Origin of the sequence: Micromonospora sp. MH99, assembly GCF_021442385.1 — a bacterium.
GTDB lineage: Bacteria > Actinomycetota > Actinomycetes > Mycobacteriales > Micromonosporaceae > Micromonospora.
On the sequence record NZ_MUZA01000025.1, the window covers coordinates 1 to 21,992 of the forward strand.

At 72.9% G+C, this 21,992-nt stretch carries 24 protein-coding genes and 1 pseudogene; 18 read left to right on the forward strand and 7 right to left on the reverse strand.

Going from position 1 to position 21,992, the window contains the following annotated elements; translation table 11 throughout:
- Positions 1–120: 120 nt before the first annotated feature.
- From proS to B0E54_RS15430, 12 genes are all read left to right on the forward strand, one after another.
- Positions 121–1,527, forward strand: coding sequence for a proline--tRNA ligase (proS, locus tag B0E54_RS15375; RefSeq protein ID WP_234584219.1), 1,407 nt, complete (start codon positions 121–123; stop codon positions 1,525–1,527).
- A gap of 75 nt (positions 1,528–1,602) precedes the next feature.
- Positions 1,603–2,250 (forward strand): DUF402 domain-containing protein, encoded by a 648-nt coding sequence (locus B0E54_RS15380; RefSeq protein WP_234584220.1) that lies wholly within the window; start codon positions 1,603–1,605, stop codon positions 2,248–2,250.
- A 230-nt stretch (positions 2,251–2,480) separates the two neighbouring features.
- Positions 2,481–2,981 (forward strand): 30S ribosomal protein S16, encoded by a 501-nt coding sequence (gene rpsP, locus B0E54_RS15385; RefSeq protein WP_234584221.1) that lies wholly within the window; start codon positions 2,481–2,483, stop codon positions 2,979–2,981.
- The gene (locus B0E54_RS15390; protein WP_172862164.1) at positions 2,956–3,216 is read left to right on the forward strand and encodes an RNA-binding protein; all 261 of its coding nucleotides are present in this window, start codon (positions 2,956–2,958) and stop codon (positions 3,214–3,216) included. Before rpsP ends, B0E54_RS15390 begins: the two co-directional genes overlap by 26 nt.
- Complete coding sequence (gene rimM, locus B0E54_RS15395) at positions 3,216–3,773, forward strand: ribosome maturation factor RimM (RefSeq protein ID WP_234584222.1); 558 nt, start codon at positions 3,216–3,218, stop codon at positions 3,771–3,773. Before B0E54_RS15390 ends, rimM begins: the two co-directional genes overlap by 1 nt.
- Positions 3,774–3,784: 11 nt before the next feature.
- Complete coding sequence (gene trmD / locus B0E54_RS15400; protein ID WP_234584223.1) at positions 3,785–4,558, forward strand: tRNA (guanosine(37)-N1)-methyltransferase TrmD; 774 nt, start codon at positions 3,785–3,787, stop codon at positions 4,556–4,558.
- A 143-nt stretch (positions 4,559–4,701) separates the two neighbouring features.
- Complete coding sequence (gene rplS, locus B0E54_RS15405; protein WP_030335223.1) at positions 4,702–5,058, forward strand: 50S ribosomal protein L19; 357 nt, start codon at positions 4,702–4,704, stop codon at positions 5,056–5,058.
- A gap of 181 nt (positions 5,059–5,239) precedes the next feature.
- Positions 5,240–6,109: a signal peptidase I gene (gene lepB, locus B0E54_RS15410; RefSeq protein WP_234584224.1), complete on the forward strand. Its 870-nt coding sequence runs from the start codon at positions 5,240–5,242 to the stop codon at positions 6,107–6,109.
- Between the two features lie 10 nt (positions 6,110–6,119).
- The gene (lepB, locus tag B0E54_RS15415; RefSeq protein ID WP_234584225.1) at positions 6,120–6,755 is read left to right on the forward strand and encodes a signal peptidase I; all 636 of its coding nucleotides are present in this window, start codon (positions 6,120–6,122) and stop codon (positions 6,753–6,755) included.
- A gap of 49 nt (positions 6,756–6,804) precedes the next feature.
- A complete protein-coding gene (locus tag B0E54_RS15420; RefSeq protein WP_234584226.1) occupies positions 6,805–7,278 on the forward strand; it encodes an NUDIX hydrolase in 474 nt (157 codons plus the stop codon).
- Entirely contained in the window at positions 7,272–8,084 is an 813-nt protein-coding gene (locus B0E54_RS15425) for a ribonuclease HII (RefSeq protein ID WP_234584227.1), read from the forward strand. Before B0E54_RS15420 ends, B0E54_RS15425 begins: the two co-directional genes overlap by 7 nt.
- On the forward strand, positions 8,081–8,404 hold the full coding sequence (locus tag B0E54_RS15430) for a DUF2469 domain-containing protein (protein WP_007075222.1): 324 nt from the start codon (positions 8,081–8,083) through the stop codon (positions 8,402–8,404). Before B0E54_RS15425 ends, B0E54_RS15430 begins: the two co-directional genes overlap by 4 nt.
- 54 nt (positions 8,405–8,458) lie before the next feature.
- Here B0E54_RS15430 and B0E54_RS15435 read toward each other — a convergent pair whose 3' ends face one another.
- A complete protein-coding gene (locus B0E54_RS15435) occupies positions 8,459–9,586 on the reverse strand; it encodes a sulfite oxidase (protein WP_234584228.1) in 1,128 nt (375 codons plus the stop codon).
- A 225-nt stretch (positions 9,587–9,811) separates the two neighbouring features.
- Between B0E54_RS15435 and B0E54_RS15440 the strand changes: the two are divergent.
- Positions 9,812–10,402, forward strand: a pseudogene (locus B0E54_RS15440) (murein hydrolase activator EnvC); the annotation flags it as partial.
- A 90-nt stretch (positions 10,403–10,492) separates the two neighbouring features.
- Here the strand turns inward: B0E54_RS15440 and B0E54_RS15445 are convergent.
- The 5 genes from B0E54_RS15445 to B0E54_RS15465 form a co-directional block, all read right to left on the reverse strand.
- Positions 10,493–11,674 carry an aminotransferase class V-fold PLP-dependent enzyme gene (locus B0E54_RS15445; protein WP_234584229.1) on the reverse strand — a complete coding sequence of 394 codons (1,182 nt, stop codon included), beginning with the start codon at positions 11,672–11,674 and terminating at the stop codon, positions 10,493–10,495.
- Positions 11,675–11,718: 44 nt separating this feature from the next.
- The gene (locus B0E54_RS15450; RefSeq protein ID WP_234584230.1) at positions 11,719–12,888 is read right to left on the reverse strand and encodes a tyrosine-type recombinase/integrase; all 1,170 of its coding nucleotides are present in this window, start codon (positions 12,886–12,888) and stop codon (positions 11,719–11,721) included.
- 153 nt (positions 12,889–13,041) lie between these two features.
- Entirely contained in the window at positions 13,042–14,229 is a 1,188-nt protein-coding gene (dprA, locus tag B0E54_RS15455) for a DNA-processing protein DprA (RefSeq protein ID WP_234584231.1), read from the reverse strand.
- Entirely contained in the window at positions 14,226–15,746 is a 1,521-nt protein-coding gene (locus tag B0E54_RS15460) for a YifB family Mg chelatase-like AAA ATPase (RefSeq protein ID WP_234584232.1), read from the reverse strand. The genes dprA and B0E54_RS15460 overlap by 4 nt, the downstream gene beginning before the upstream one ends.
- 30 nt (positions 15,747–15,776) lie before the next feature.
- A complete protein-coding gene (locus tag B0E54_RS15465; protein WP_234584233.1) occupies positions 15,777–16,136 on the reverse strand; it encodes a YraN family protein in 360 nt (119 codons plus the stop codon).
- A gap of 196 nt (positions 16,137–16,332) precedes the next feature.
- Here B0E54_RS15465 and B0E54_RS15470 point away from each other — a divergent pair, with 196 nt between their 5' ends.
- The 5 genes from B0E54_RS15470 to frr all read left to right on the forward strand — a co-directional run bounded on the left by B0E54_RS15470 (position 16,333) and on the right by frr (position 21,251).
- Positions 16,333–17,517, forward strand: coding sequence for a hypothetical protein (locus tag B0E54_RS15470; protein ID WP_234584234.1), 1,185 nt, complete (start codon positions 16,333–16,335; stop codon positions 17,515–17,517).
- A 310-nt stretch (positions 17,518–17,827) separates the two neighbouring features.
- Positions 17,828–18,727: a 30S ribosomal protein S2 gene (rpsB, locus tag B0E54_RS15475; RefSeq protein WP_234584235.1), complete on the forward strand. Its 900-nt coding sequence runs from the start codon at positions 17,828–17,830 to the stop codon at positions 18,725–18,727.
- A gap of 137 nt (positions 18,728–18,864) precedes the next feature.
- Positions 18,865–19,692, forward strand: a complete 828-nt coding sequence (gene tsf, locus B0E54_RS15480; protein ID WP_234584236.1) for a translation elongation factor Ts — start codon at positions 18,865–18,867, stop codon at positions 19,690–19,692.
- Positions 19,693–19,854: 162 nt separating this feature from the next.
- Complete coding sequence (pyrH, locus tag B0E54_RS15485) at positions 19,855–20,622, forward strand: UMP kinase (RefSeq protein WP_151490294.1); 768 nt, start codon at positions 19,855–19,857, stop codon at positions 20,620–20,622.
- A 71-nt stretch (positions 20,623–20,693) separates the two neighbouring features.
- The gene (frr, locus tag B0E54_RS15490; protein ID WP_204943784.1) at positions 20,694–21,251 is read left to right on the forward strand and encodes a ribosome recycling factor; all 558 of its coding nucleotides are present in this window, start codon (positions 20,694–20,696) and stop codon (positions 21,249–21,251) included.
- An 82-nt stretch (positions 21,252–21,333) separates the two neighbouring features.
- On the opposite strand, the gene B0E54_RS15495 is transcribed toward frr, so the two are convergent.
- Positions 21,334–21,777 (reverse strand): hypothetical protein, encoded by a 444-nt coding sequence (locus tag B0E54_RS15495; RefSeq protein WP_234584237.1) that lies wholly within the window; start codon positions 21,775–21,777, stop codon positions 21,334–21,336.
- Positions 21,778–21,992 lie beyond the last annotated feature (215 nt).

Sequence of the window (21,992 nt, forward strand, 5' to 3'; positions counted from 1 at the left end):
CTGCCCAGCGCCCGCCGCGCCCCGGCAAGGGCGGGCTGCGCGCGCCGCCCAGCACCGGTCGCGCGGCGCGGCGCCTCCCGGGCGCGGCGGGGACCCGCGTGGCGCATAGGATGTGCGGTCATGGCACGCGTGCTCACTCCCCGTGCGGAGGACTTCCCCCGCTGGTACCAGGACCTGATCGCCAAGGCGAAGCTGGCCGACAACGGCCCGGTCCGCGGCACCATGGTCATCCGCCCCGCCGGCTACGCCATCTGGGAGCGGATGCAGGCCGAGATGGATGCCCGGATCAAGGCGGCCGGCGCGGAGAACGCGTACTTCCCGCTGTTCATCCCGGAGAGCTACCTCAAGCGCGAGGCCCAGCACGTCGAGGGCTTCTCGCCGGAGCTGGCGGTCGTCACCCACGGTGGCGGCAAGCAGCTCGCCGAGCCGGTGGTGGTGCGCCCCACCAGCGAGACGGTGATCGGCGAGTTCATGGCCAAGTGGATCGACTCGTACCGGGACCTGCCGCTGCTGCTCAACCAGTGGGCCAACGTGGTCCGGTGGGAGCTGCGCCCGCGGATCTTCCTGCGGACCAGCGAGTTCCTCTGGCAGGAGGGGCACACCGCGCACGCCACCCGTGAGGACGCCCGCGCCTACGCGCGGCGGATCCTGCACGAGGCGTACGAGGATCTGATGGTCAACGTGCTCGGCATTCCGGTGGTGGTCGGCCTGAAGACGGCCCGCGAGCGCTTCGCCGGGGCCACCGCCACGTACACCTGCGAAGGCATGATGGGCGACGGCAAGGCGCTCCAGCTGGGCACCAGCCACGAGCTGGGCCAGAACTTCGCCAAGGCGTTCGACATCAGCTACTCCGCCAAGGAAGGCGGTCGCGAGCACGCGTGGACGACCTCCTGGGGCACGTCGACCCGGATGCTCGGTGGCCTGATCATGGCCCACGGCGACGACAACGGCCTGCGGGTGCCGCCGCGGCTGGCCCCCATCCAGGCGTACATCATGATCGTCAAGGATGGCGAGGGCGTCGGCGAGGCGGCGGCCAAGCTGCGCGACGGCCTGCGCGACGCCGGTGTCCGGGTCGCGCTCGACGACCGGACCGACACCGCGTTCGGCCGCCGGGCCGTCGACGCCGAGCTGCGCGGCTATCCGGTACGCGTCGAGGTCGGCCCCCGCGATCTGGCCGTCGGCAACGCGACGGTGGTCCGTCGTACCGACGGGTCGAAGTCCCCGACGGCGGTGGCCGACGTGGTCGGCGCGGTCCTCGCCGCACTGGAGGCCGATCAGCAGGTGCTGCACGACCAGGCCCTCGCGCACCGCCAGTCGCGCACCGTCGAGGTGTCGACGCTGGCCGAGGCGATCGAGGCGGCGGCCACCGGCTGGGCCAAGGTGCCGTGGTCGGCGGTCGGCGTGGCCGGCGAGGCCGAGGCGAACGGCCAGGGCGTGACGGTGCGCTGCCTGCTGCGCGCCGACGGCTCGGTTCCGGACTCGGAGGACGAGCCCGACCTGGTCGCCATCCTCGCCCGCGCCTACTGAGGCGTCAGGAAGGGCCCCTTCCTGACACCCGTGGTCGAGGAAAGGGCCCCCGGCTAACAGCCCGGAGGTGCTGCCGTGCGCTTCGCGCCGGGTCGGCTGATCATGCACCGCAACGTGCGGCACGGTCGGATCGGATGGGTCCGGCCGGGTCGCGTGGTAAGCGACGACGAGCGGGGTCTGCTGGTGTGGATCGCGCGGGACTCGCCGGTGGCCCACGAGGTGACCGAGGCGGGGCTGGGCATGCGGGCGATGCCGTTCGCCCAGTGGATCTCGTCGTCGTACCGGCTGGCGCACGGCCGCTGGAACGGCCCTCCGCTGCTGAAGTTCCTGCCCACCGGGGCGGCGCACTCCGTGTGGTGGTTCCGGGACGCGCAGGGCAGGTTCGCCCACTGGTACGTCAACCTGGAGGAGCCCGGTGTCCGCTGGGACGACGGCCCGGTGGCCGGCGTCGACGTGGTGGACCAGGACCTCGACGTGGTGGTGCGCCCGGACCTCAGCTGGGAGTGGAAGGACGAGGACGAGTTCGTCGAGCGTCTCGCCTTCCCGGACGACTACTGGGTGACCGACGAGAAGGCGGTCCGCGCCGAGGGGGAGCGGGTGATCGCGCTCGCCGAGGCGGGCCGGTTCCCGTTCGACGGCACCTGGTGCGATTTCACCCCGCCGGCAGAGTGGGACGTACCGGACGAACTTCCGCCCGGGTGGGACCGTCCGCCGGTGCGCTGAGAGGTGTTCCGGGTCACCGGTGACGCGGTGTCCGGGTCCGATGCGGGAGATCGGCGTCGGATCTGGCAGAATGGGTCGCTGGTATCCGGCGCGCGTCCGGCGCCCTCTAACCCGGGCACGTCGCTAGTCCACCGAGTAGTCTCCGGCCCAACCCCACGGGTCCGGTCGGCGCTCACCCACGCACACCGCCCACAGCGGGCTGGTGAGATCGCAACAGGAGCGAAACAACTGTGGCCGTAAAGATCCGGCTCCTGCGGATGGGCAAGATCCGCAACCCGCAGTACCGCATCGTCATCGCCGACTCGCGCACCAAGCGCGACGGCCGGGCGATCGAGTTCGTCGGGGTTTACCAGCCCAAGGAAGACCCCTCGATCATCGAGGTCAAGTCGGAGCGGGTCCAGTACTGGCTGTCCGTCGGCGCTCAGCCGAGCGAGGCGGTGCAGCGGCTGCTGGAGCTGACCGGTGACTGGCAGAAGTACAAGGGCCTGCCGGCCCCGCCGCCGCTCAAGGTCGCCGCCGAGAAGGCCGACCGCAAGGCGGCGTACGAGGCTGAGGCGAAGGCCGCCGCCGGGCTCGCCCCGGAGACCCCGGCCAAGCCGGCCAAGAAGGCCGCCAAGGCCGCTGAGGCTCCGGCCGAGGCCCCGAAGGCCGAGGCCCCGGCGACCGAGGCTCCGGCCGAGGCCCCCGCCGAGGCCCCCGCTGCCGCTGCCGACGCCGGTGAGCAGGCCTGACATGCCTCTGCGTCCGGCGTTGGAGCACCTGGTCAAGGGCATCGTCGACCACCCGGATGACGTCCGGGTCCGGATGGTCGATTCCCGTCGGGGCAAGCGGCTGGAAGTCCGCGTGCACCCCGAGGACCTCGGCACGGTGATCGGACGGTCCGGCCGGACCGCCAAGGCGCTGCGTCAGGTGATCGGCTCCATCGGCGGGCGCGGGGTACGCGTCGACATCGTCGACTCGTACTGATGCAGCTCGTCGTCGGAAGGATCGGCAAGCCGCACGGTGTCCGCGGGGAGGTCACCGTGGAAGTGCGGACCGACGAACCCGAAGCACGGTTCGCCCCGGGTTCGGTGCTGCGCACCGAACCCGGGGCGGTCCCGCCGCCCGCGCCGGCGAACGGGCCGGGTGTGCCGTTCCGGGTGCCCGCCGAGCTGACCATCGAGGAGTCCCGGTTCCACCAGGGCCGGATGCTCGTCGCCTTCGACGGCATCCTGGACCGCGACACCGCGGAGGGGCTGCGCGGAACCCTGCTCGTGGTGGACAGCGCCGACGTGGAGCCTCCGGAGGACCCGGAGGAGTTCCACGACCACCAGTTGGTGGGTCTGGCCGTGGTCACCCCGGCCGGTGAGCGCCTCGGCGAGGTCGCCCGGATCGACCACGCGCCGTCGTCCGACCTGCTGGTGCTGCGGCGCCCCGAGGGGCGTACCGCGCTGATCCCGTTCGTCCGGGCGATCGTCCCGGAGGTCGACCTGGCCGGTGGACGCGTGATCGTCGACCCGCCGGCCGGCCTGCTCGATCTTTAGGGCCAGCCCGCATGCGCGTCGACGTCGTGTCGATCTTTCCGGAGTACTTCGCCCCGCTCGACCTGTCGCTGATCGGCCGCGCCCGGGCCAATGACGTACTCCAGCTCGCCGTGCACGACCTGCGGACCTGGACCCACGACGTGCACCGCACTGTCGACGACACCCCCTACGGCGGCGGCCCCGGCATGGTGATGAAGCCGGAGCCGTGGGGTGCGGCGCTGGACGCGCTCGCCCCGGCCGAGGCCCCGCCGCCCCGGCTGCTCGTGCCGTCACCGGCGGGTGTCCCGTTCACCCAGGCCATGGCGCACGAGCTGGCCGCCGAGCCGCACCTGCTCTTCGCCTGCGGCCGGTACGAGGGGATCGACCAGCGGGTCCTGGCGCACGCCGCCACCCGGATGCCGGTCACCGAGGTGTCGCTCGGCGACTACGTGCTCTTCGGCGGCGAGGTCGCGGTACTGGTCATCCTGGAGGCGGTCACCCGCCTGCTGCCCGGGGTGCTGGGTAACGCCGGCTCGCTGGACGAGGAGTCGCACGCGCACGGGCTGCTGGAGGCACCGATCTACACGAAGCCGCCGAGCTGGCGCGGGCACGACGTCCCGGAGGTGCTCCGCTCCGGCGACCACGGCAAGATCGCGCGCTGGCGGCGCGAGGAGGGGCTGCTGCGGACCGCGGCCCAGCGTCCGGACCTGCTGGCCGCGCTGCCGCCCGAGCGGCTCGACAAACGGGACATCGCGGCGCTGGAGCGGGCCGGATTTCAGCCGCCGCCGGGGGATGTGGCAAAGTAGGGGGGTTGCCGCATCCGTCCGCGCCCGCGGGCGGCTGCGAGGATCCCCGACCGGGGTCGGTCCGCCGATCACCACCCGGGAATCAGAATCACCCACCCGCGCACCGAGTGACGGTGCGCCGTGAGCCTTACGAGGACGCAGCGATGAACATCCTGGACGCCCTTGACGCCCAGTCGAAGCGGACCGATCTTCCCGACTTCCGTGCCGGTGACACCGTCAAGGTGCACGCGCGGGTCGTCGAGGGCAACCGGTCCCGTGTCCAGATCTTCCAGGGCGTCGTGATCCGCCGCCAGGGTGACGGTCTGCGCGAGACCTTCTCAGTCCGCAAGGTCAGCTTCGGTGTCGGCGTCGAGCGGACCTACCCGCTCAACGGCCCGGGCATCGACCGGATCGAGGTCGTGACCCGCGGTGACGTGCGTCGCGCCAAGCTCTACTACCTGCGTGAGCTGCGCGGCAAGAAGGCCAAGATCAAGGAGAAGCGGGAGAAGCAGCCCAGCTGACTTCCCGCTCGCCACGCCGCCTGAGCTGCGCGTATGCCGTACCGCCCAGACCGCACTACCCTGGTCGTACGGGCGCAGCCAGGCGGCGACCCCGCCTTCGTGGCGGGCAGCTGTCCACTACCGCCCGTGGAGCCTCGACGAGGCTCCCGGGCGGTGGTGTTTCTGCGGACCGGGGAGTGGCGTGGTGCAGACGCTTGACGAGGACGGCACCGTCGATCCGTGGCGCCGGCGGGTACGCCGCAGCCGCCGCCAGATGCCGCTCTGGCAGGAACTTCCACTGCTGCTGGTGGTCGCGTTCTGCCTCGCGGTGCTGATCCGCACATTCCTGCTCCAGGCGTTCTTCATCCCGTCCGGCTCGATGGAGGACACCCTCCTGATCGGCGACCGGGTGCTGGTCAACAAGGTCGTCTACGACGTCCGTGACCCGGTGCGCGGCGAGGTGGTGGTGTTCCGGGGCACCGACCGCTGGGCGCCGCAGGTCGACGAGCAGCCGGAGCCCGGCTTCGTCGGCAAGGTCGGCCGCACCGTCGGGGACCTGGTCGGGGTGAGCCGTCCCGGCGAGAAGGACTTCATCAAGCGGGTGATCGGCCTGCCCGGTGACCGGGTGAAGTGCTGCGACTCCCAGGGCCGGGTCACCGTGAACGGGACCCCGCTCGACGAGCCGTACGTGCTGCGCAACTCCCCGCTGGATCTGCCACCGAATCCGCAGGAGTGCCGCTCCCGGCGCTTCGACGAGGTGGTCGTACCCCCGGGGCAGATCTTCGTGATGGGCGATCACCGCGAGGTCTCCCAGGACGCGCGCTGCCAGGGCCCGGTGCCGATCGACAACGTGGTCGGCCGCGCGTTCATGGTGGTCTGGCCGTCGTCACGCTGGGCCGCGCTGTCGGTGCCGTCGACCTTCGACGACGTGGCCGCGCCGGCTGCCGCCTCCTCCGGGGCGCCCCCGGTCCGTCCGTCCCCGCAGGGCGGTGTGCTGCTGATTCTCCCGTTGGCGGCCGCGCTGAGGGGTTCCCGCGCGTTCCGGACGGTGCCGTCCGGCCCGGCAACGTAGGCTCCTTGGCGTGATTGACGAGCAGACCGACAAGCCGCGCAGCTCCTTCTGGAAGGAGCTGCCGATCCTGCTGGGTGTGGCGATCCTGGTCGCGGTGCTGGTCCGCGCCTTCGTGCTGCAGACCTTCTTCATCCCCTCTCCGTCCATGGAGAACACTCTCAAGATCGATGACCGCGTGTTGGTCAACAAGCTGGTCTACGACTTCCGATCACCGCACCGCGGCGAGGTGATCGTCTTCAAGGCGCCCACCGAGTGGAGCGGCAACCCCGACGGTGAGGACTTCATCAAGCGGGTGATCGGCGTCGGCGGCGACCACGTGGTCTGCTGCGACGCGCAGGAACGCCTGATGATCAACGGCAGGTCGCTCGACGAGCCGTACATCTTCTCGATCGACGGGGTCCGCGACAAGCCGGCCGACCAGGAGTTCGACATCACGGTGCCGAAGGGTCGGCTGTGGGTGATGGGCGACCACCGGTCGGCCTCGGGTGACTCGCTGGAGCACTGGCAGCAGTCCGGGCAGAACATCACCGAGGCCACGATCCCCGAGGGCGAGGTCGTCGGGCGGGCGTTCACCGTCTTCTGGCCCGTCAACCGGGCCACCTGGCTGACGGTGCCCGATCAGTTCGACGGCATTCCCAAGCCGTAGAACCGGCGGGGGCATGGGCGATCGGCCGCACGTCTGGCAGGCTGGTGCGGTGACCGTCTACACCCCTCGACGCGCGGCACGGGTGCTGCTCGTCGACGCGGCCGGCCGGGTCCTGCTGTTCCAGGGCTTCGACCCGGCCCGCCCGGAGCACCGCTACTGGTTCACTCCCGGCGGCGGGCTCGACGAGGCGGAGTCCCCGTCGTCCGGCGCGGCACGGGAGCTGGCCGAGGAGACCGGGCTGCGGGTCGATCCCGCCGAGTTGGGCGAGCCCGTCTGGTCCGACACGACCGAGTTTCCGTTCGACGGCGACTGGTACCGCCAGGAGCAGGATTTCTTCCTGTTCCGGGTGCCGTCGTGGCAGGTCGACACCGTCGGCTTCAACGACGTCGAGCAGCGCAGCATCGCCGGCCACCGCTGGTGGCTGCCGGCCGAGCTGGCCGCCAGCGGCGACCGGTACTACCCGCCCGAGCTGCCCGACCTGCTGGCCCGGCTCCTGCCGCCGGCCGTCGAGGCGTCGTGCTGACCCCGCCGCGCACCGTCGTACGCCGGGAGGCAGGCCTGTACGCGCTCGAACGGGCGCTGCAACGGCGCGGGTTCCGGCACGTGGCCGGCGCCGACGAAGCCGGCCGGGGGGCCTGCGCCGGCCCACTGGTCGCCGCCGCGGCGGTGCTGCCGGAGGGGCGACGCGGCGAGATCGACGGGCTGGCCGACTCCAAGCTGCTCACCCCGGCCAGCCGGGAGCGGGTGTACGCCGAGGTCGTGGACCGCGCCCTGGCGTACGCCGTGGTGGTCATTCCGGCCGACGAGGTCGACTCACGGGGGCTGCACGTGTGCAACCTGGCAGCGATGCGCCGGGCGCTCGCCTCGCTCACGACCCGGCCGGAGTACGTGCTGACCGACGGCTTCGGCGTGGACGGCCTGGGCGTGCCGGGGCTGGCGGTCTGGAAGGGCGACCGGGTGGCCGCGTGTGTGGCGGCGGCCAGCGTGCTCGCCAAGGTCACCCGAGACCGGATCATGGTGGAGCTGGACGGGGTGTTCCCGGCGTACGGCTTCGCCGAGCACAAGGGCTACATCACCCCGGAGCACAGCGCGGCGCTGCGGGAGCACGGACCGTGCCGGGAGCACCGCTTCTCGTACATCAATGTCGCCGCGGTCTCCGGCCGCGACGGCCGGCCGCCGCGCACCCGGCGGCCCGTCGGCCCGGCGTCGGACGAGCCGATGGAGCGCTCCTGGGCGTCAGGGGGTACCGTCGGCGTGGCGTTGGGCGAGCAGCCTCGGCCTCCGGCGCCGGTGGGGGAAGATGTGGTCATGGAAGGCGGAGTGCGATGAGCGCGGAAGATCTCGAAAAGTACGAGACCGAGATGGAGCTGCAGCTCTACCGGGAGTACCGCGACATTGTCCGCCAGTTCTCCTACGTGGTGGAGACGGAACGCCGGTTCTACCTGGCCAACCAGGTCGACCTGCACGTGCGTAACTCCGACGGCGAGGTCTACTTCGAGGTCGAGATGCACGACGCCTGGGTGTGGGACATGTATCGTCCTGCCCGCTTCGTGAAGAACGTCCGAGTGATGACCTTCAAGGACGTCAACGTCGAAGAGCTGGAGAAGCCCGACATCTCGCTGCCCGCCGACTCGGGCTTCGGCGGCTGACGACCCTCGGCCACGCCACGGTCCCCCCATCCGTGGCGCGGCCCGCCGCGCCGGTCACTCGGCCGGCACCACAACCTCGACGCGCTGCACCAGGTTGTTGGCGAAGCCGCCACGGTTCCACGGCTGCTCGACCGGCTGGGTCCGCCCGGACGCGTCGGTCGCCCGCGCGCTGAGCACGTACCGGCCGGGCGTCGCCGTCCACTCGTACCGCCACCGCCGCCACGCGAACTCCCCGCCCGCCGCCGGGTCCAGCTCGGCCGGCGCCCAGTTCGCACCGCCGTCGACGCTGACCTCCACCGCGACCACCGGCGCGTGGCCCGACCAGGCCCGCCCGTCCACAGTGCAGGGTCCCGCCGGCAGCACCCGACGGCGCGTCATGAAGTCGGGAAAGCCCGGCGGGCGGACCAGCGCGCGCGGCTCGATCCGGGTGACCGGCACGCCCGGGTCGTCGGCGTCGCGACGCAGCCGGTACGCCTCCGCGTTCTGGTAGCCCTCGAACGGCTCCGTCCGGACCTCGATCGAGCGCAGCCACTTCACGTGCGCCATGCCGTACCAGCCCGGCACGATCAGCCGCAGCGGGGCGCCGTGCTGCGGCAGTAGGGGAGCCCCGTTCATCTCGTACGCCAGCAGCACCTCCTCGCGCAGCGCGTCGGCCACCGACAGCGCCCGCTGGTAGTCCTGCTCGACACCGCGCTCGACGCCGTGGTCGGCACCGGTGAAGACCACGTCGACCGCGTCCGCGCCCAGGCCCGCCTCGCGCAGCAGCGGAGCAAGCGGCGTGCCGGTCCACTCGGCGTTGCCGACCGCCTCGACCAGCCAGGGCTGGCTCACCGGCCGGGGGTGCAGCAGGGCCCGGCCGTTGCCGGCGCACTCCATCGTGACCCGGTGGGTGACACGGGGTCGCGCGCGCAGGTCGGCGAGGGTGACGGTCAGCGAACGGTCCACCGCGCCCCCGACGGTCAGCGCGTGTGTCGCCGCGTCGACCTCCGGGATGTCGTAGTGGATCAGCAGGTAGTGCAGCCCGGCGGGGGTCACGTCGTACCGCAGCGCCTCCAGCGGAAGGCCGTGGTTGCGGGCGGCGAGCTGCAACTCCTCGGCACTGATCGCCTCGTCGGGCTCGGCGAGCCGCGACGGGCCGCTCACGTCCGCCACCGTCGGCGTCCGGTCATCGACAGTGGTCATGCGAGGCCTCCCCGGTGCAGACGGCGCCACCCGCCGTACGCGGCCCAGCCTAGGCCCTTCGTTCCGGCCCGGCGGTGGTGACCTGGTCCGCTGTGCGTCGGGTCGGGACAGCGTTCCCGTAACAGATCATCGGGCGGTTCGGTGGTCGTCCACAGGACCCCCGGTTGTCCACAGCTTCGTCGGCCGGGCTGGCGGACGGCCCGGCCTTCGCCGGAGGCTGCCGTCATGCGACAGCCACCCGTCGATCGGATCCGCCGCACACTGCTGCTCTGCGCCGCGCTCCCGCTCGCACTGACCGTCCAGCTCTGCGGGCTGGCGGTGCTGGTCGCGGCGGTGCCCGGCCAACCACCGACGCCAACCGTGCCGGTCGCGGCCGTGACCGACCCGGCGCCTGGTCCAGTGCCTGCCGGGCGGTTCCGCTGGCCCCTCGACGGGCCACCTCGTCCGGTGCGCCGGTTCGACCCGCCGCCCCGACCGTGGCTGCCCGGCCACCGTGGCGTCGACCTGGCCGCCCCGCCCGGAGCGGCGGTCCGCAGCGCCGGGCCGGGCACCGTGCTCTTCGCCGGCCTGGTGGCCGGCCGACCGGTCGTCACCGTCGGGCACGCCGACGGGCTGCGGACCACCTACGAGCCGGTCCAACCCGCCGTACGCCCCGGCCAGCCGGTCACCGCCGGCACGCCGCTGGGCGAACTGCTGCCCGGGCACCCGGGTTGCCCGGCGCAGGCGTGCCTGCACTGGGGCCTGCGGCGGGGCGAGGAGTATCTCGACCCCCTCTCCCTGCTCGGCCTCGGCCCGGTGCGGCTGCTCCCGGCGGACCCGCTCCCGGCGGACCTACTTCCGGCGGACCCGCTTCCGGCGCACCCGATTTCGGTGCGTCCGCTCCCGCTCGGTCCGGGCGGGAGCGGGTCAGCGCTGGGCGAGCAACGCCGGCAGCCGCACGGCCAGCCGTTCGTACTCGTCGGCGGCGTTGTAGACCTGACCGGTGAGCCGCAGCCAACCGCGGCCGTTCCAACTCATCACCGCGACCTCGGCGGCGAGCCGCTCGCCGATCCGGGTCTGCAACGCCCGGGCCGCGTCGATCGTGGTGCCCGTGCCGGGCGGCAGCGGAATGAGGCGAAGAGCCACAGCCGGCCCGCCGGGGTCGGGCAGATCAGCGGGGCCCACCCCCAGCGCGTCCCCCACCACCCGTTGGCCGTACGCGGCGAGCGCGGCGTTGTGCTCCCGTACCCGGTCGACGCCGAGGCTGCGCAGCGTGAACAGTCCCGCCGGGGCGGCCAGCCAGGAGGTGTAGTCGAGCGTGGCCTGCCATTCGAGCCGGGCCGGGAAGCCGGCTTCCTGCTCCCACGAGACCACCAGCGGCTCGATCCGCTCCCGCCACTGGGGGGCGACCACCAGCAGGGCGGTGCCGCGCGGGGCGTACCCCCACTTGTGCAGGTTGCCCGCCCAGAAGTCCGCGCCGATGCTCGCGACAGTGGTGGCCAGCATCCCGGGGGCGTGTGCCGCGTCCACCAGAACGGGCACCCCGCTCTCGTGGGCCGCCCCGACGATGGCGGCGATCGGGAAGAGCCGGGCGGTGGCGGAGGTGAGCTGGTCGACGACGAGCAGCCGCGTCCGCCCCGGGCGCAGACCGGCCCGGATGATTTGCACGATCTCTTCGTCGGTGGCGGTCAGCGGGATCGGCAGGACGCGGCTGACCGCGCCGGTGCGCCGGCACTCCCGCGCGATGGCCAGGCTCACCGCCCCGTACCCGTGGTCGGTGCTGAGCACCTCGTCACCGGGTCGCAGGCCCACCGACTGCAGCACCACGGCGACGGCGGTGGTGGTGTTTCCGATCAGCGCGCTGCCCTCCGGGTCGGCGCCCAGGAACCCGGCGAGGTGCCGGCGGGTGTGCGCGATCCGGTCGGCGAGCCCCTGGGTGAAGAAGCGCAGCGGGTTGGCCTCCATCTCGTCGCGCAGCCGCTGCTGGACTCGCTGCACGCCGATCGGCACCGCGCCGAACGATCCGTGGTTGAGATGGCTGACCGCCGGGTCCAGGGAGAAAAGCAGGCGGGCGCCCGGGATCGGCTCGGGTGGCTGCGGGACGCTCACCCGATGATCGTAACCGTCGAGCGGTCCGGCCCCTGGGCCCTTGATCAGGCGCGGGGATGTGCCTGCCGGTAGGCGGCGCGCAGCCGCTCCACCGAGACGTGGGTGTAGATCTGTGTGCTGGCCAGCGACGAGTGGCCGAGCAACTCCTGCACGGCGCGCAGGTCGGCCCCGCCCTCCAGCAGATGGGTGGCGGCGGAGTGGCGCAGCCCGTGCGGGCTGGTCCGCGGAAGGCCGGCCGTCTCGGCGTACCCGCCGACGATCTGTCGCGCCGTCGTGGGGTTGAGCCGGCCACCGCGCGCCCCGAGCAGCAGCGCGTCGCCGGAGCGGGCGCCCGCCACCAGCGGTCGGCCCCGGCGTAACCACTCGTCCAACGCCCGCTGCGCGGGCACCCCGTACGGCACCGAGCGCTCCCGGCCGCCCTTGCCGAACACCCGGATCACCCGGCGGCCGTGGTCGGCGTCCCCGACGTCCAGTCCGCACGCCTCGCTGACCCGCACGCCGGTGGCGTAGAGCAACTCCAGCAGAACCCGGTCACGCAACAGCACCGCCTCGGCGGCTGCCGCATCCGGCGCGTCGCCGACGGCCCCCGTGGCCGTCGTGCCGTGCGCGGGCGTTGCCGTCGTAGCAGGGTCGTGCGCGGGCGTTGCCGTTGTGGCCGTGCCGTGCGTGGGCGTTGCCGTCGTGGCCGCGTCGGGCGCGGGCGTTGCCGTCGTGGTCCCGCTGTGCGCGGCTGCTTCCGTCGCGGTCGTGCCGTGCGCGGGCGTCGGTTGCCGGGACGGCGCCTCCACCAGGGCGGCGGCCTGGTCGGCGCGCAGGACGCTGGGCAACTCCCGGTGAGCACGAGGGCTGGCCAGTGCGGCGCCCACGTCGGTCGGGAGCAACCCGGCGCGGTGTGCCCAGGCGCTGAACGCCCGCGCCGAGGCGGCCCGACGGGCCAGCGACGTACGGGCGGCACCTGTGGTCCGCTGCCGGGCCAGCCAGCTCCGCAGAACCGACAGGTCCAGCTCGGCCAGCTCCAGGCAGCCCATCCGCACGGCGTGGTCGAGCAACGTGACCACATCGGTGACGTACGCGCGGACGGTGTGCGCCGACCGGTTGCGGACCCGGGCGAGGTGCTCGGCGAAGTCGTCGACCGCGTCCCGTAGCGCCGGCGGCAGCGCCTGGTGGGTGGCCCGGGTGCCCCGGCTGGACCGGCTCACGGCAGTCGCGCCCATGGCGGCGTCGCGGTTGCTGCCCGCCGCGCGGCGTGTGCACCCCCACTGACAGCTGGCACGGCACCAGCGTACGGCCGCGAGCCGCACAACGCTCGCCACTCTGGTGCCGGTGTCGCCATACCCGACGGCCGTGCAGCGTGATGGTGCGTCTGCTCAGGCGCCGCCCTTCGAACCGGTTGGCGGGACAAGGGCGTAACCGTCGTCGCGGCGCACCACCATGGACAGTTCCTCCAGCAACGACAGCTTGCGCAGCGCGGTACGCACGTTCACGCCGGCCCGGGCGGCGAGCGCGTCCACACCCCGTACGCCCCGGCGGGGCAACGCCTCCAGCAGGGAGCGGGCGTCGTCGTCCAAGGCGTCGGTCGGCCGCTGCGGGCCACGGGCCAGCGGGGCCAGGTCCGCGCCGACCCGGCCCACCTCCTCGAGCACGTGCGCCACCCCGGTGACCAGCCGCACCTCGGTGCACTCGCGCAGCAACTCGTGTGCCCCGACGGACATCGCCGAGGTCACCGGCCCGGGCACGACCATCGCGACCCGCCCGGTGTGGATGGCCCGCCGGGCGGTCTGCGTCGCGCCGCTGCGCGCCGACGCCTCCACCACGACGGTGCCGAGGGTGCCCCCGGCGATGACCCGGTTGCGGATCAGGAACCGGGGACGGAGCGGCTCGGCGCCGGGTGGCCACTCGCTGACCAGCAGCCCTGTGTCGGCGATCCGGTCGAAGAGCGCGGTGTTGCCCATCGGATACGGCCGGTCCACACCGCAGGCCAGCACCGCGACGGTCAACCCGCCCGCGTTGAGGGCACCCCGGTGGGCTGCCGCGTCGATGCCGAACGCGCCGCCGGAGACCACTGTCCAGTCCCGCTCGGCCAGCCCGTACCCCAGTTCGGTGGCGACGTGCTGGCCGTAGCCGGTGGCCGCCCGCGCGCCGACCACCGCCACCGAGCGCTCCAGCGCCTCGCCCAGGTCCCAGGCCCCGCGTACCCAGAAGCAGAGCGGCGGCGCGGTCTCGCCGTCCACCCGGCGGATGGCGTTCGGCAGCCGGAGCGTCTTCAGGCCGGCCACCCGGACCGGCCACTCCGCGTCGTCGGGGGTGACCAGGCGGGCGCCGAGTCGGTCGGCCCTCGCCAACGCCTCGGCGGCGACCGCCCGCGCGTCACCGGCGGCCGACCGGGCGGCCACCGTGCTGTGCAGCCAGCCGTCGGGGCTACCGCCGTCGAGCAACAGATCCAGTGTCGCGACCGGACCGAGTCGGTCGACCAGTTGGTGCACCGCCCGGGTGCCCGGCTCGGCCAACCAGGTCAGCGCCACCCGGGCCAGCCTGCTCTCCTCGTCGGCGCTCATGCCGCCTCCCCCGTTCGTAGTTGGATCGCCTCTCGTACGTCGTCGCGGTCCGGCCGGTCCCGGCCGTCCAGGTCCGCGATGGTCCAGGCCATCCGGATCACCCGGTCGAAGCCCCGCGCCGAGAGCGAGCCGGAGTCGAGTCGGCCGCGCAGCTCGGCGGTGACCGGCGCCGGGAGCCGCCACGGTGGGCGGCGCAGGATCGGCCCGTCCACCTCGGCGTTGAGTCGCCGCCCGAGGCCGGCCCAGCGCGCGGCGGCCGCGCTGCGGGCCGCCGCGACCCGGCCGGCGACAGTGGCCGAGGACTCGGCGTCGCCGACGGACGCCATCAGCTCCGCCGCCCGGACGGGCATCAGCCGCACCTGCACGTCGATCCGGTCGAGCAGCGGCCCGGAGAGGCGGCCCAAGTAGCGACGGCGGACCAGCGGCGAGCACTCGCAGTACGCGTCGCCGGACGGCTTCGCGCACGGGCACGGATTGGCGGCCAGCACCAGTTGGGTCCGGGCCGGGTACTCGGTGCCGCCTCCGCTGCGGCTCAGCAGGATGCGACCGTTTTCCAACGGCTGACGCAACGCCTCCAGCGCGCCCTTGCTGAACTCCGGCGCCTCGTCGAGGAACAGCACCCCGCGGTGAGCCAGCGACACCGCGCCGGGGCGGGCCAGCCCGGAACCGCCGCCGACGAGGGACGGGACCGTCGCCGTGTGGTGCGGTGCCTGGAACGGCGGGCGGCGCAGCAGTCGGCCACCCGGTGGCAGCAGCCCGGCGACCGAGTGCAGCGCGGTCACCTGCAGCGCCGCGTCGTCGTCCAGCTCGGGCAGGAGCGACGGCAGCCGCTCGGCCAGCATCGTCTTGCCGGCGCCCGGAGGGCCGAGCAGCGCGATGTGGTGCCCGCCCGCCGCGGCGACCTCCAGCGCCCGCCGGCCCAGCTGCTGCCCGGCGACCTCGGCGAGGTCGGGGCCGCCGGGAACCGGTTCCGGGGCGTCCGGCGGTGGTTCGATCAGCGGGCTGCCGTCGCGGACGAAGGCGACCAGCCGGTGCAGCGTGTCCACCGCCCGCACCCGTACGCCGGGGATCACTGCGGCCTCGGCGGCGTTGCCGGTCGGCACGATGACCCGTTCGACGCCGGCCTTGGCCGCTGCGGCGACCATCGGCAGCACCCCGCGCACCGGCCGGACCGTCCCGTCCAGGCCCAGTTCGCCGAGGACCACCACCCCCTCCAGCGGGAGCAGCGGCAGCTCACCCGAGCCGCCCAGCAGCGCGGCGGCGATGGCCAGATCGAACGCCGAGCCGAACTTCGGCAGCGTGGCCGGCAGCAGGTTCAGCGTGATCCGCCGGTTGGGCCAGCGTTGGCCGGAGTTGACCACTGCGGCCCGGACCCGGTCGCGGGCCTCGTGCAGGGCCGTGTCCGGCAGACCGGAGATCACCACGGCCGGCAGGCCGGCGGCCAGGTCCGCCTCGACCTCGACGAGGTGGCCGGTGACGCCGACCAGCCCCACGCAGAGCACCTTCGCGTAGCTCATGACGCGTCACCGATCCGTCGGCGGCGCATCTCAGAACGCGCCCTTGAGGTGGTCGACCTGCGCGGGACCGGCGGCGGGCAGTCGTACCGACAGCACGTCGAACCGCACCTCGTCGGCGCTGGTGCCGGTCTCGGCGAGCCAGATCGCGGCGAGCCCGCGCAGGCGACGGGCCTTGGCTGGTACGACAGCTTCGGCCGGTGTGCCGAACACGTCGCCCCGGCGCGTCTTCACCTCACAGAACGCGAGCACCGGCCCGTCCCAGGCGATGATGTCGATCTCGCCTTGCGGGCAGCGCCAGTTCCGGGCGATCGGGCGTAGCCCCGCCTCGCTCAGGTGCCGGGCGGCACACCGCTCGCCGTACGCGCCGACCGCCTGGTTCCGCTTCGTCATGGCCGCGACGGTGCCCGTCCGAGTGCGCGCGTCGCGACCCCGCGACGGCCCGGCTGTGGACGACGGGCGTCCTGTGGACAACCGGACGATCAAGCCCGCGCCGTGCTATGCAGCGACCGGGACGAGGAGCTGCACCCTTCACCGGCCGACCGGGCTGAAATGGCGCGGACGTGGCCGGTCGCATACGGTGCCTGACGTGGACGGACGACGGAGCTTTCCGGAAGATCAGGAGTCGCGCTGGTACCCCGACGAGCGGGGTCGCGGTTACGGCGATTCCGAGTGGCGCGGCGCGGGTGAGCCGCGATACCGGGACAGCGAGGTCCCCGAGCAGCGCGGCGGCGAAGACGGTCGATCCCTCGAGGACACCGGCATCGGTCGACGCCGTGAGCCGGATCCGGCTCCCTTCGGTGCCATCCCGGAGCCGGGCTCGGGCCGCTTCGGCGCGGTGGACGCGGGTCGTTTCGGCGGCCCGCCCGAGTCGGACTCCGGCCGTCTGAGCGCGGTGGACGCGGGCCGCTTCGGTGGCCCGCCGGAGTCGGACTCCGGCCGTCTGGGCGCGGTGGACGCGGGCCGCTTCGGCGGTCCGCCCGAGTCGGACTCGGGGCGGTTCGGCGCCGTCGACGCCCAGGCGGGGATGTTCGGCAGCGGCGAGGCCGACTCCGGACGCTTCGGCGCGGTCGACCCGCTTGGTGACGCGCGTACGGAGGGGGACGGTTACCGGGCGACCCGCTCCCGCAGGGCGGATCGGGACCCCTCGGAGATCTCCGGGGAGCTGTCCGGCCGCCGGGCCGCCCGAGAGTCGCTGAGCCCGGCCACGCCCGAGGTGGCGCGGGACGCCACGCCGGAGGCCGCCCGAGACGCCGGGTCGGCGGCCCCCCAGGCCGTCGGGCCGGCGGCCGGTGTGCTCGCCGACCAGGCCCGGCCCGCCCCGCTCGCCGGATATCCGATCATTGAGCCGACCCGGGGCGGCGGGGAGCAGCCGCACCCGCTGGAGATGCCGACCGGCCCGATGCCGGGGATCGGCCCGCGGCCCGACCTGTCCGCCGGCGAGCCGCCGGTGTACCCCCAGCCGGCCGACGGTGTCTACCGGACCCGTCGCCCGGCGTTGGCCGCGCTCTTCGCCCTGCTGGCGTTGATTTTCGAGATCCCCGCACTGCGGGTGTTGCTGGCGGGCGTGACCGGCGACCCGCTGGACGCTGGCAACGTCGTGGTGGGCATCTGCCTGGTCGCCGGGCTGCCGATCTTCGCAGCGGGTCTGTACGGACTCAGAACCGGCGGACTGGCGCTTTCCGACGGCGGACGGGGATGGCTGCGCCCTCCGACGGCGTACCTGACCGTCGGCCTGGTGCTCTTCGTCGCCGCCGCCCTCGCCGCCGGCTGAGTCCCACCCGCACAGCTCCGCCCGACAGACCCGCCGGCGGGCCCCGCCTGGCAGCGCGCCCGGCGGCCCCGCCTGGCAGCCCCGCCCGCGCTGCACCCGGAGGTCGTCGGGCGGGGGAGGGGCGTACACTGGCCAACTGGCGACCGCCTCGCGCGGTCGACCTCGCGTGCCCTCTTCACGAATCGTCGTGAAGCGACGGCCTCCCTGGTCCCGATCTTGATCGGGCCCACCATGGGCCGGCGACCAGGCGCCAGGACGCCCGGCCACCGGCCGGGCGTGACAACCAGGGATCTTGAGGAGTACCCCACCCATGGCCGTCGTGACCATGCGCCAGCTGCTGGAGAGCGGTGTCCACTTCGGGCACCAGACCCGGCGTTGGAACCCGAAGATGAAGCGCTTCATCATGACCGAGCGCAACGGCATCTACATCATCGACCTGCGCCAGACTCTCGACTACATCGAGAAGGCGTACGAGTTCGTGCGTGGGACCGTCGCGGAGGGTGGCAGCATCCTCTTCGTCGGCACCAAGAAGCAGGCCCAGGAGGCCATCGCCGAGCAGGCGACCCGGGTCGGTCAGCCGTACGTCAACCACCGCTGGCTCGGTGGCATGCTGACCAACTTCCAGACCGTGTACAAGCGCCTCCAGCGGATGAAGGAGCTGGAGGGCCTGGGTGACCTCAGCGGCACCGCCGCCGGTTACACCAAGAAGGAGACCCTGCAGCTCTCCCGCGAGAAGATCAAGCTGACCCGCACGCTGGGTGGTCTGCGGGACATGCAGAAGCTGCCGGCCGCGGTCTGGATCGTCGACACCAAGAAGGAGCACATCGCCGTCGACGAGGCCCGCAAGCTGGGCATCCCGGTGATCGCCGTTCTCGACACCAACTGCGACCCGGACGAGGTCGACTTCCCGATCCCGGGCAACGACGACGCGATCCGCTCCGCCGAGCTGCTGACCCGCGTGGTCGCGGCCGCCGTCGCGGACGGTCTGATCGCGCGGTCCGGTCGTCGCCGGGGCGGGGACGAGAAGCCCGAGGGCGTCGCGAGCGACGAGCCGCTGGCCGAGTGGGAGCGCGAGCTGCTGGAGCCGAAGAAGGCCGACGAGTCGGCCGCCCCGGCCGAGCAGCCGGCCGCTGCCGCCGCCGAGCAGCCCGCTCCGGAGCAGCCGGCGCAGGCCGCCACCGAGCAGCCGGCGGCCGCCACCGCGGAGTGACCCGCACCGTCGCTGCCCGTCCGTCCGTTTTTCCGCGGACGGCGGGCAGCGGCGGTACGCCGGGCACGATCCGCCCGGATCCGGGTAACCGGCACCTCTGACCATCCACACGCCGTCTCAACACCGAAGAGAGAGCCATGTCCCAAATCACCGCCGCGGACGTCAAGAAGCTCCGCGACCTCACCGGCGCCGGCATGATGGACAGCAAGAAGGCGCTGACCGAGGCCGAGGGCGACTTCGACAAGGCCATCGAGATCCTGCGCGTCAAGGGCGCCAAGGATGTCGGCAAGCGGGCCGGCCGTACGGCCGCCAACGGCTTGGTCGCCCACTCCGGCAAGGCGCTGCTCGAGCTCAACTGCGAGACCGACTTCGTCGCCAAGACCGAGTCGTTCATCGCGCTGGCCCAGCAGCTGGTGGAGCACGGCGAGCGTTCCGGCGTGAACAACGCCGAGGAGCTGCTCGCCTCCGAGCTGGACGGCAAGGTCGTCGCGGACCTGGTCCAGGAGCAGTCCGCCAAGATCGGCGAGAAGCTGGTGCTGAACCGCTTCGCCAAGGTCGAGGGCACCACCGCGGTCTACCTGCACCGCAAGGCGCAGGACCTGCCGCCGGCCGTCGGCGTGCTGGTGTCGTACACCGGCAAGTCCGACGAGGCGGGCGACGCTGACGCCCGTGGTGTCGCCATGCAGATCGCCGCGATGCGGCCGAAGTACCTCACCCGGGACGAGGTTCCGGCCGAGGTCGTCGAGTCCGAGCGGCGCATCGCCGAGCAGACCGCCCGCGAGGAGAACAAGCCCGAGGCGGCCCTGCCGAAGATCGTCGAGGGTCGGGTGAACTCCTTCTTCAAGGACTACGTCCTCGTCGAGCAGTCGTCCGTCGCCGACAACAAGAAGACGGTGAAGCAGATGCTGGCCGAGGCCGGTATCGAGGTCACCCGCTTCGTGCGGTTCGAGGTCGGCCAGGCCTGAGCCGCCACCGGGCGCCGCGCGCGCCCGTGGGCAGGAAACGTCGACGAGGAGGCCGCCGGTGTACGTGACAGGCACCGCGGCCTCCTCGTCACATAGGGTCGGCAGCGGCAGGTTCGCGGTAACGCGTCGCGCGGGGCGTGCGCGTGGGGGAAGGCGGGGCGGATGACGCAGGTTGTGAGTGACCGGACGCTGGCGGTGGACGATCCGACGGCGCCGCCGCCGGGGCGGGCCCGCCGGGTGGTGCTGAAGCTCTCGGGTGAGGTGTTCGGTGGCGGCGCGATCGGCGTCGACCCGGACGTCGTGCAGGCCATCGCCCGGCAGATCGCCACAGTGGTCCGCCGCGGCGTGCAGGTCTCCGTGGTGGTCGGCGGGGGCAACTTCTTCCGTGGCGCGGAGCTGCAGAAGCGCGGGATGGACCGCGCTCGCGCCGACTACATGGGCATGCTCGGCACCGTGATGAACTGCCTCGCGTTGCAGGACTTCCTGGAGAAGGAAGGCATCGAGACCCGGGTGCAGAGCGCCATCACGATGGCCCAGGTCGCCGAACCGTACATCCCGCTGCGGGCGATCCGGCACCTGGAGAAGGGCCGTGTGGTCATCTTCGGCGCCGGCGCGGGCATGCCGTACTTCTCCACCGACACCGTGGCCGCCCAGCGGGCGCTGGAGATCCGGGCCGACGTGGTGCTGATGAGCAAGAACGGCGTGGACGGCGTGTACACCGCCGATCCGCGGATCGACCCCACCGCCAGCAAGCTCGACTCGATCACCTTCTCCGAGGTGCTGCGCCGCAACCTGCGGGTGGCCGACGCCGCGGCGTTCAGCCTCTGCATGGAGAACGGCCTGCCGATGTTGGTCTTCGGCGCGCAGGGTGACGACACCATCATCCGCGCGGTGGGTGGCGACAAGATCGGCACCCTGATCACCGCCTGAGCGTGACCGGCAGCGGCCCGGACGACTTTCAGCAGAGCCCACGACGAGCACAGAAGGAGGCGAGGAGACCGGTGATCGACGACACCCTCCTCGAGGCCGAGGAGAAGATGGAGCGTGCTGTTGAGCACGCCAAGGAGGAGTTCGGCGCGATCCGCACCGGTCGCGCCAACGCCGCCATGTTCTCCAAGGTCATCATCGACTACTACGGCACGCCCACTCCGTTGACGCAGATGGCGTCCATCGCGGTTCCCGAGCCGCGGATGGCCATCATCAAGCCGTACGACAACTCGCAGATCAACGCGATGGAGAAGGCGATCCGCGACTCGGACCTCGGGGTGAACCCGAACAACGAGGGCAACCAGCTGCGCATCCTGCTCCCGCAGATGACCGAGGAGCGCCGCCGCGACATGATCAAGGTGGCCCGGCACAAGGGCGAGGAGGCCAAGGTGGCGATCCGCAACGTCCGCCGCCGTGGCAAGGAGGAGCTGGACCGGATCGTCAAGGACGGCGAGGCCGGCGAGGACGACGGTCGCCGCGCCGAGAAGGAACTGGACGACCTGACGCAGCGCTACGTCGCCAACATCGACGACCTGGTCAAGCACAAGGAGACCGAGCTGCTGGAGGTCTGAGGCCCGACCCGGCGTCCGCCGGGTGAGCAGCCGATGCGAGGCCCGCCCCCGATCCGGGGACGGGCCTCGCGCCGTCCGAGCGTCAGCGGGGGATCCGGACGGTCCGGGTCGTCTCGGTCAGGGTCGTTCCGACGTACGCGTCGTGCAGTTCGAAGCGCACGGTGGCCCGACCCGGATGCAGCACCGGGTCGGCCCGGTAGAAGCCCATCGAGATGCTGGCGGTGCCGCCGTCGCAGACGATCTCGCCGGCGCCGAGGCCGCCGGTGGCCCAGTAGGTCGGCAGGCCGTCCTGGGTCAGCGACGCCGACAGGAAGTACACGCCGGTCGGGCAGTTGCGCACCTCCCCCCGGGCGGTGGCGGCCGGGAACGCCGGCCCGGTGCCGTCGGGGCTCCCGTCGTACAGGTAGATCTCGCTGGTGCGGTGGTCGATCCTGATGGTGGCGTTCCGTGTCGCCGCGGTGGCCGGTGGGGCCGCCGTCAGGACGAGGGCGGCCATCGTCAGCACCGCCAGGCTGATTCTGCGCACGAACGTTCCTTCCCCGTTGCTGTGGTGCAGACCGCCGGCGGACGCCGGCACACCGACAGCCGACCACCGACGGGTGGCGCGGGTCATCCCCTGTTCGCCCGGATGCTCGGTCGGATAGGCGTCGATGCGCCGGGGGCGCTCGGTCGGGCGGCGGGGCGCGGTTCTCGGGCCGGCGTCGGGCCGTCGCCGTCGTGGCAGCGTGGGCCACTCGCCGG

Excerpts from the sequence above, each read along its gene's own strand:
- proS (WP_234584219.1), top strand. The coding sequence starts at position 121 with ATGGCACGCGTGCTCACTCCCCGTGCGGAGGACTTCCCCCGCTGGTAC.
- rimM (WP_234584222.1), top strand. The coding sequence starts at position 3,216 with ATGCAGCTCGTCGTCGGAAGGATCGGCAAGCCGCACGGTGTCCGCGGG.
- trmD (WP_234584223.1), top strand. The coding sequence starts at position 3,785 with ATGCGCGTCGACGTCGTGTCGATCTTTCCGGAGTACTTCGCCCCGCTC.
- rplS (WP_030335223.1), top strand. The coding sequence starts at position 4,702 with ATGAACATCCTGGACGCCCTTGACGCCCAGTCGAAGCGGACCGATCTT.
- B0E54_RS15430 (WP_007075222.1), top strand. The coding sequence starts at position 8,081 with ATGAGCGCGGAAGATCTCGAAAAGTACGAGACCGAGATGGAGCTGCAG.
- B0E54_RS15435 (WP_234584228.1), bottom strand. The coding sequence starts at position 9,586 with ATGACCACTGTCGATGACCGGACGCCGACGGTGGCGGACGTGAGCGGC.
- B0E54_RS15450 (WP_234584230.1), bottom strand. The coding sequence starts at position 12,888 with ATGGGCGCGACTGCCGTGAGCCGGTCCAGCCGGGGCACCCGGGCCACC.
- dprA (WP_234584231.1), bottom strand. The coding sequence starts at position 14,229 with ATGAGCGCCGACGAGGAGAGCAGGCTGGCCCGGGTGGCGCTGACCTGG.
- B0E54_RS15460 (WP_234584232.1), bottom strand. The coding sequence starts at position 15,746 with ATGAGCTACGCGAAGGTGCTCTGCGTGGGGCTGGTCGGCGTCACCGGC.
- B0E54_RS15465 (WP_234584233.1), bottom strand. The coding sequence starts at position 16,136 with ATGACGAAGCGGAACCAGGCGGTCGGCGCGTACGGCGAGCGGTGTGCC.
- rpsB (WP_234584235.1), top strand. The coding sequence starts at position 17,828 with ATGGCCGTCGTGACCATGCGCCAGCTGCTGGAGAGCGGTGTCCACTTC.
- tsf (WP_234584236.1), top strand. The coding sequence starts at position 18,865 with ATGTCCCAAATCACCGCCGCGGACGTCAAGAAGCTCCGCGACCTCACC.
- pyrH (WP_151490294.1), top strand. The coding sequence starts at position 19,855 with ATGACGCAGGTTGTGAGTGACCGGACGCTGGCGGTGGACGATCCGACG.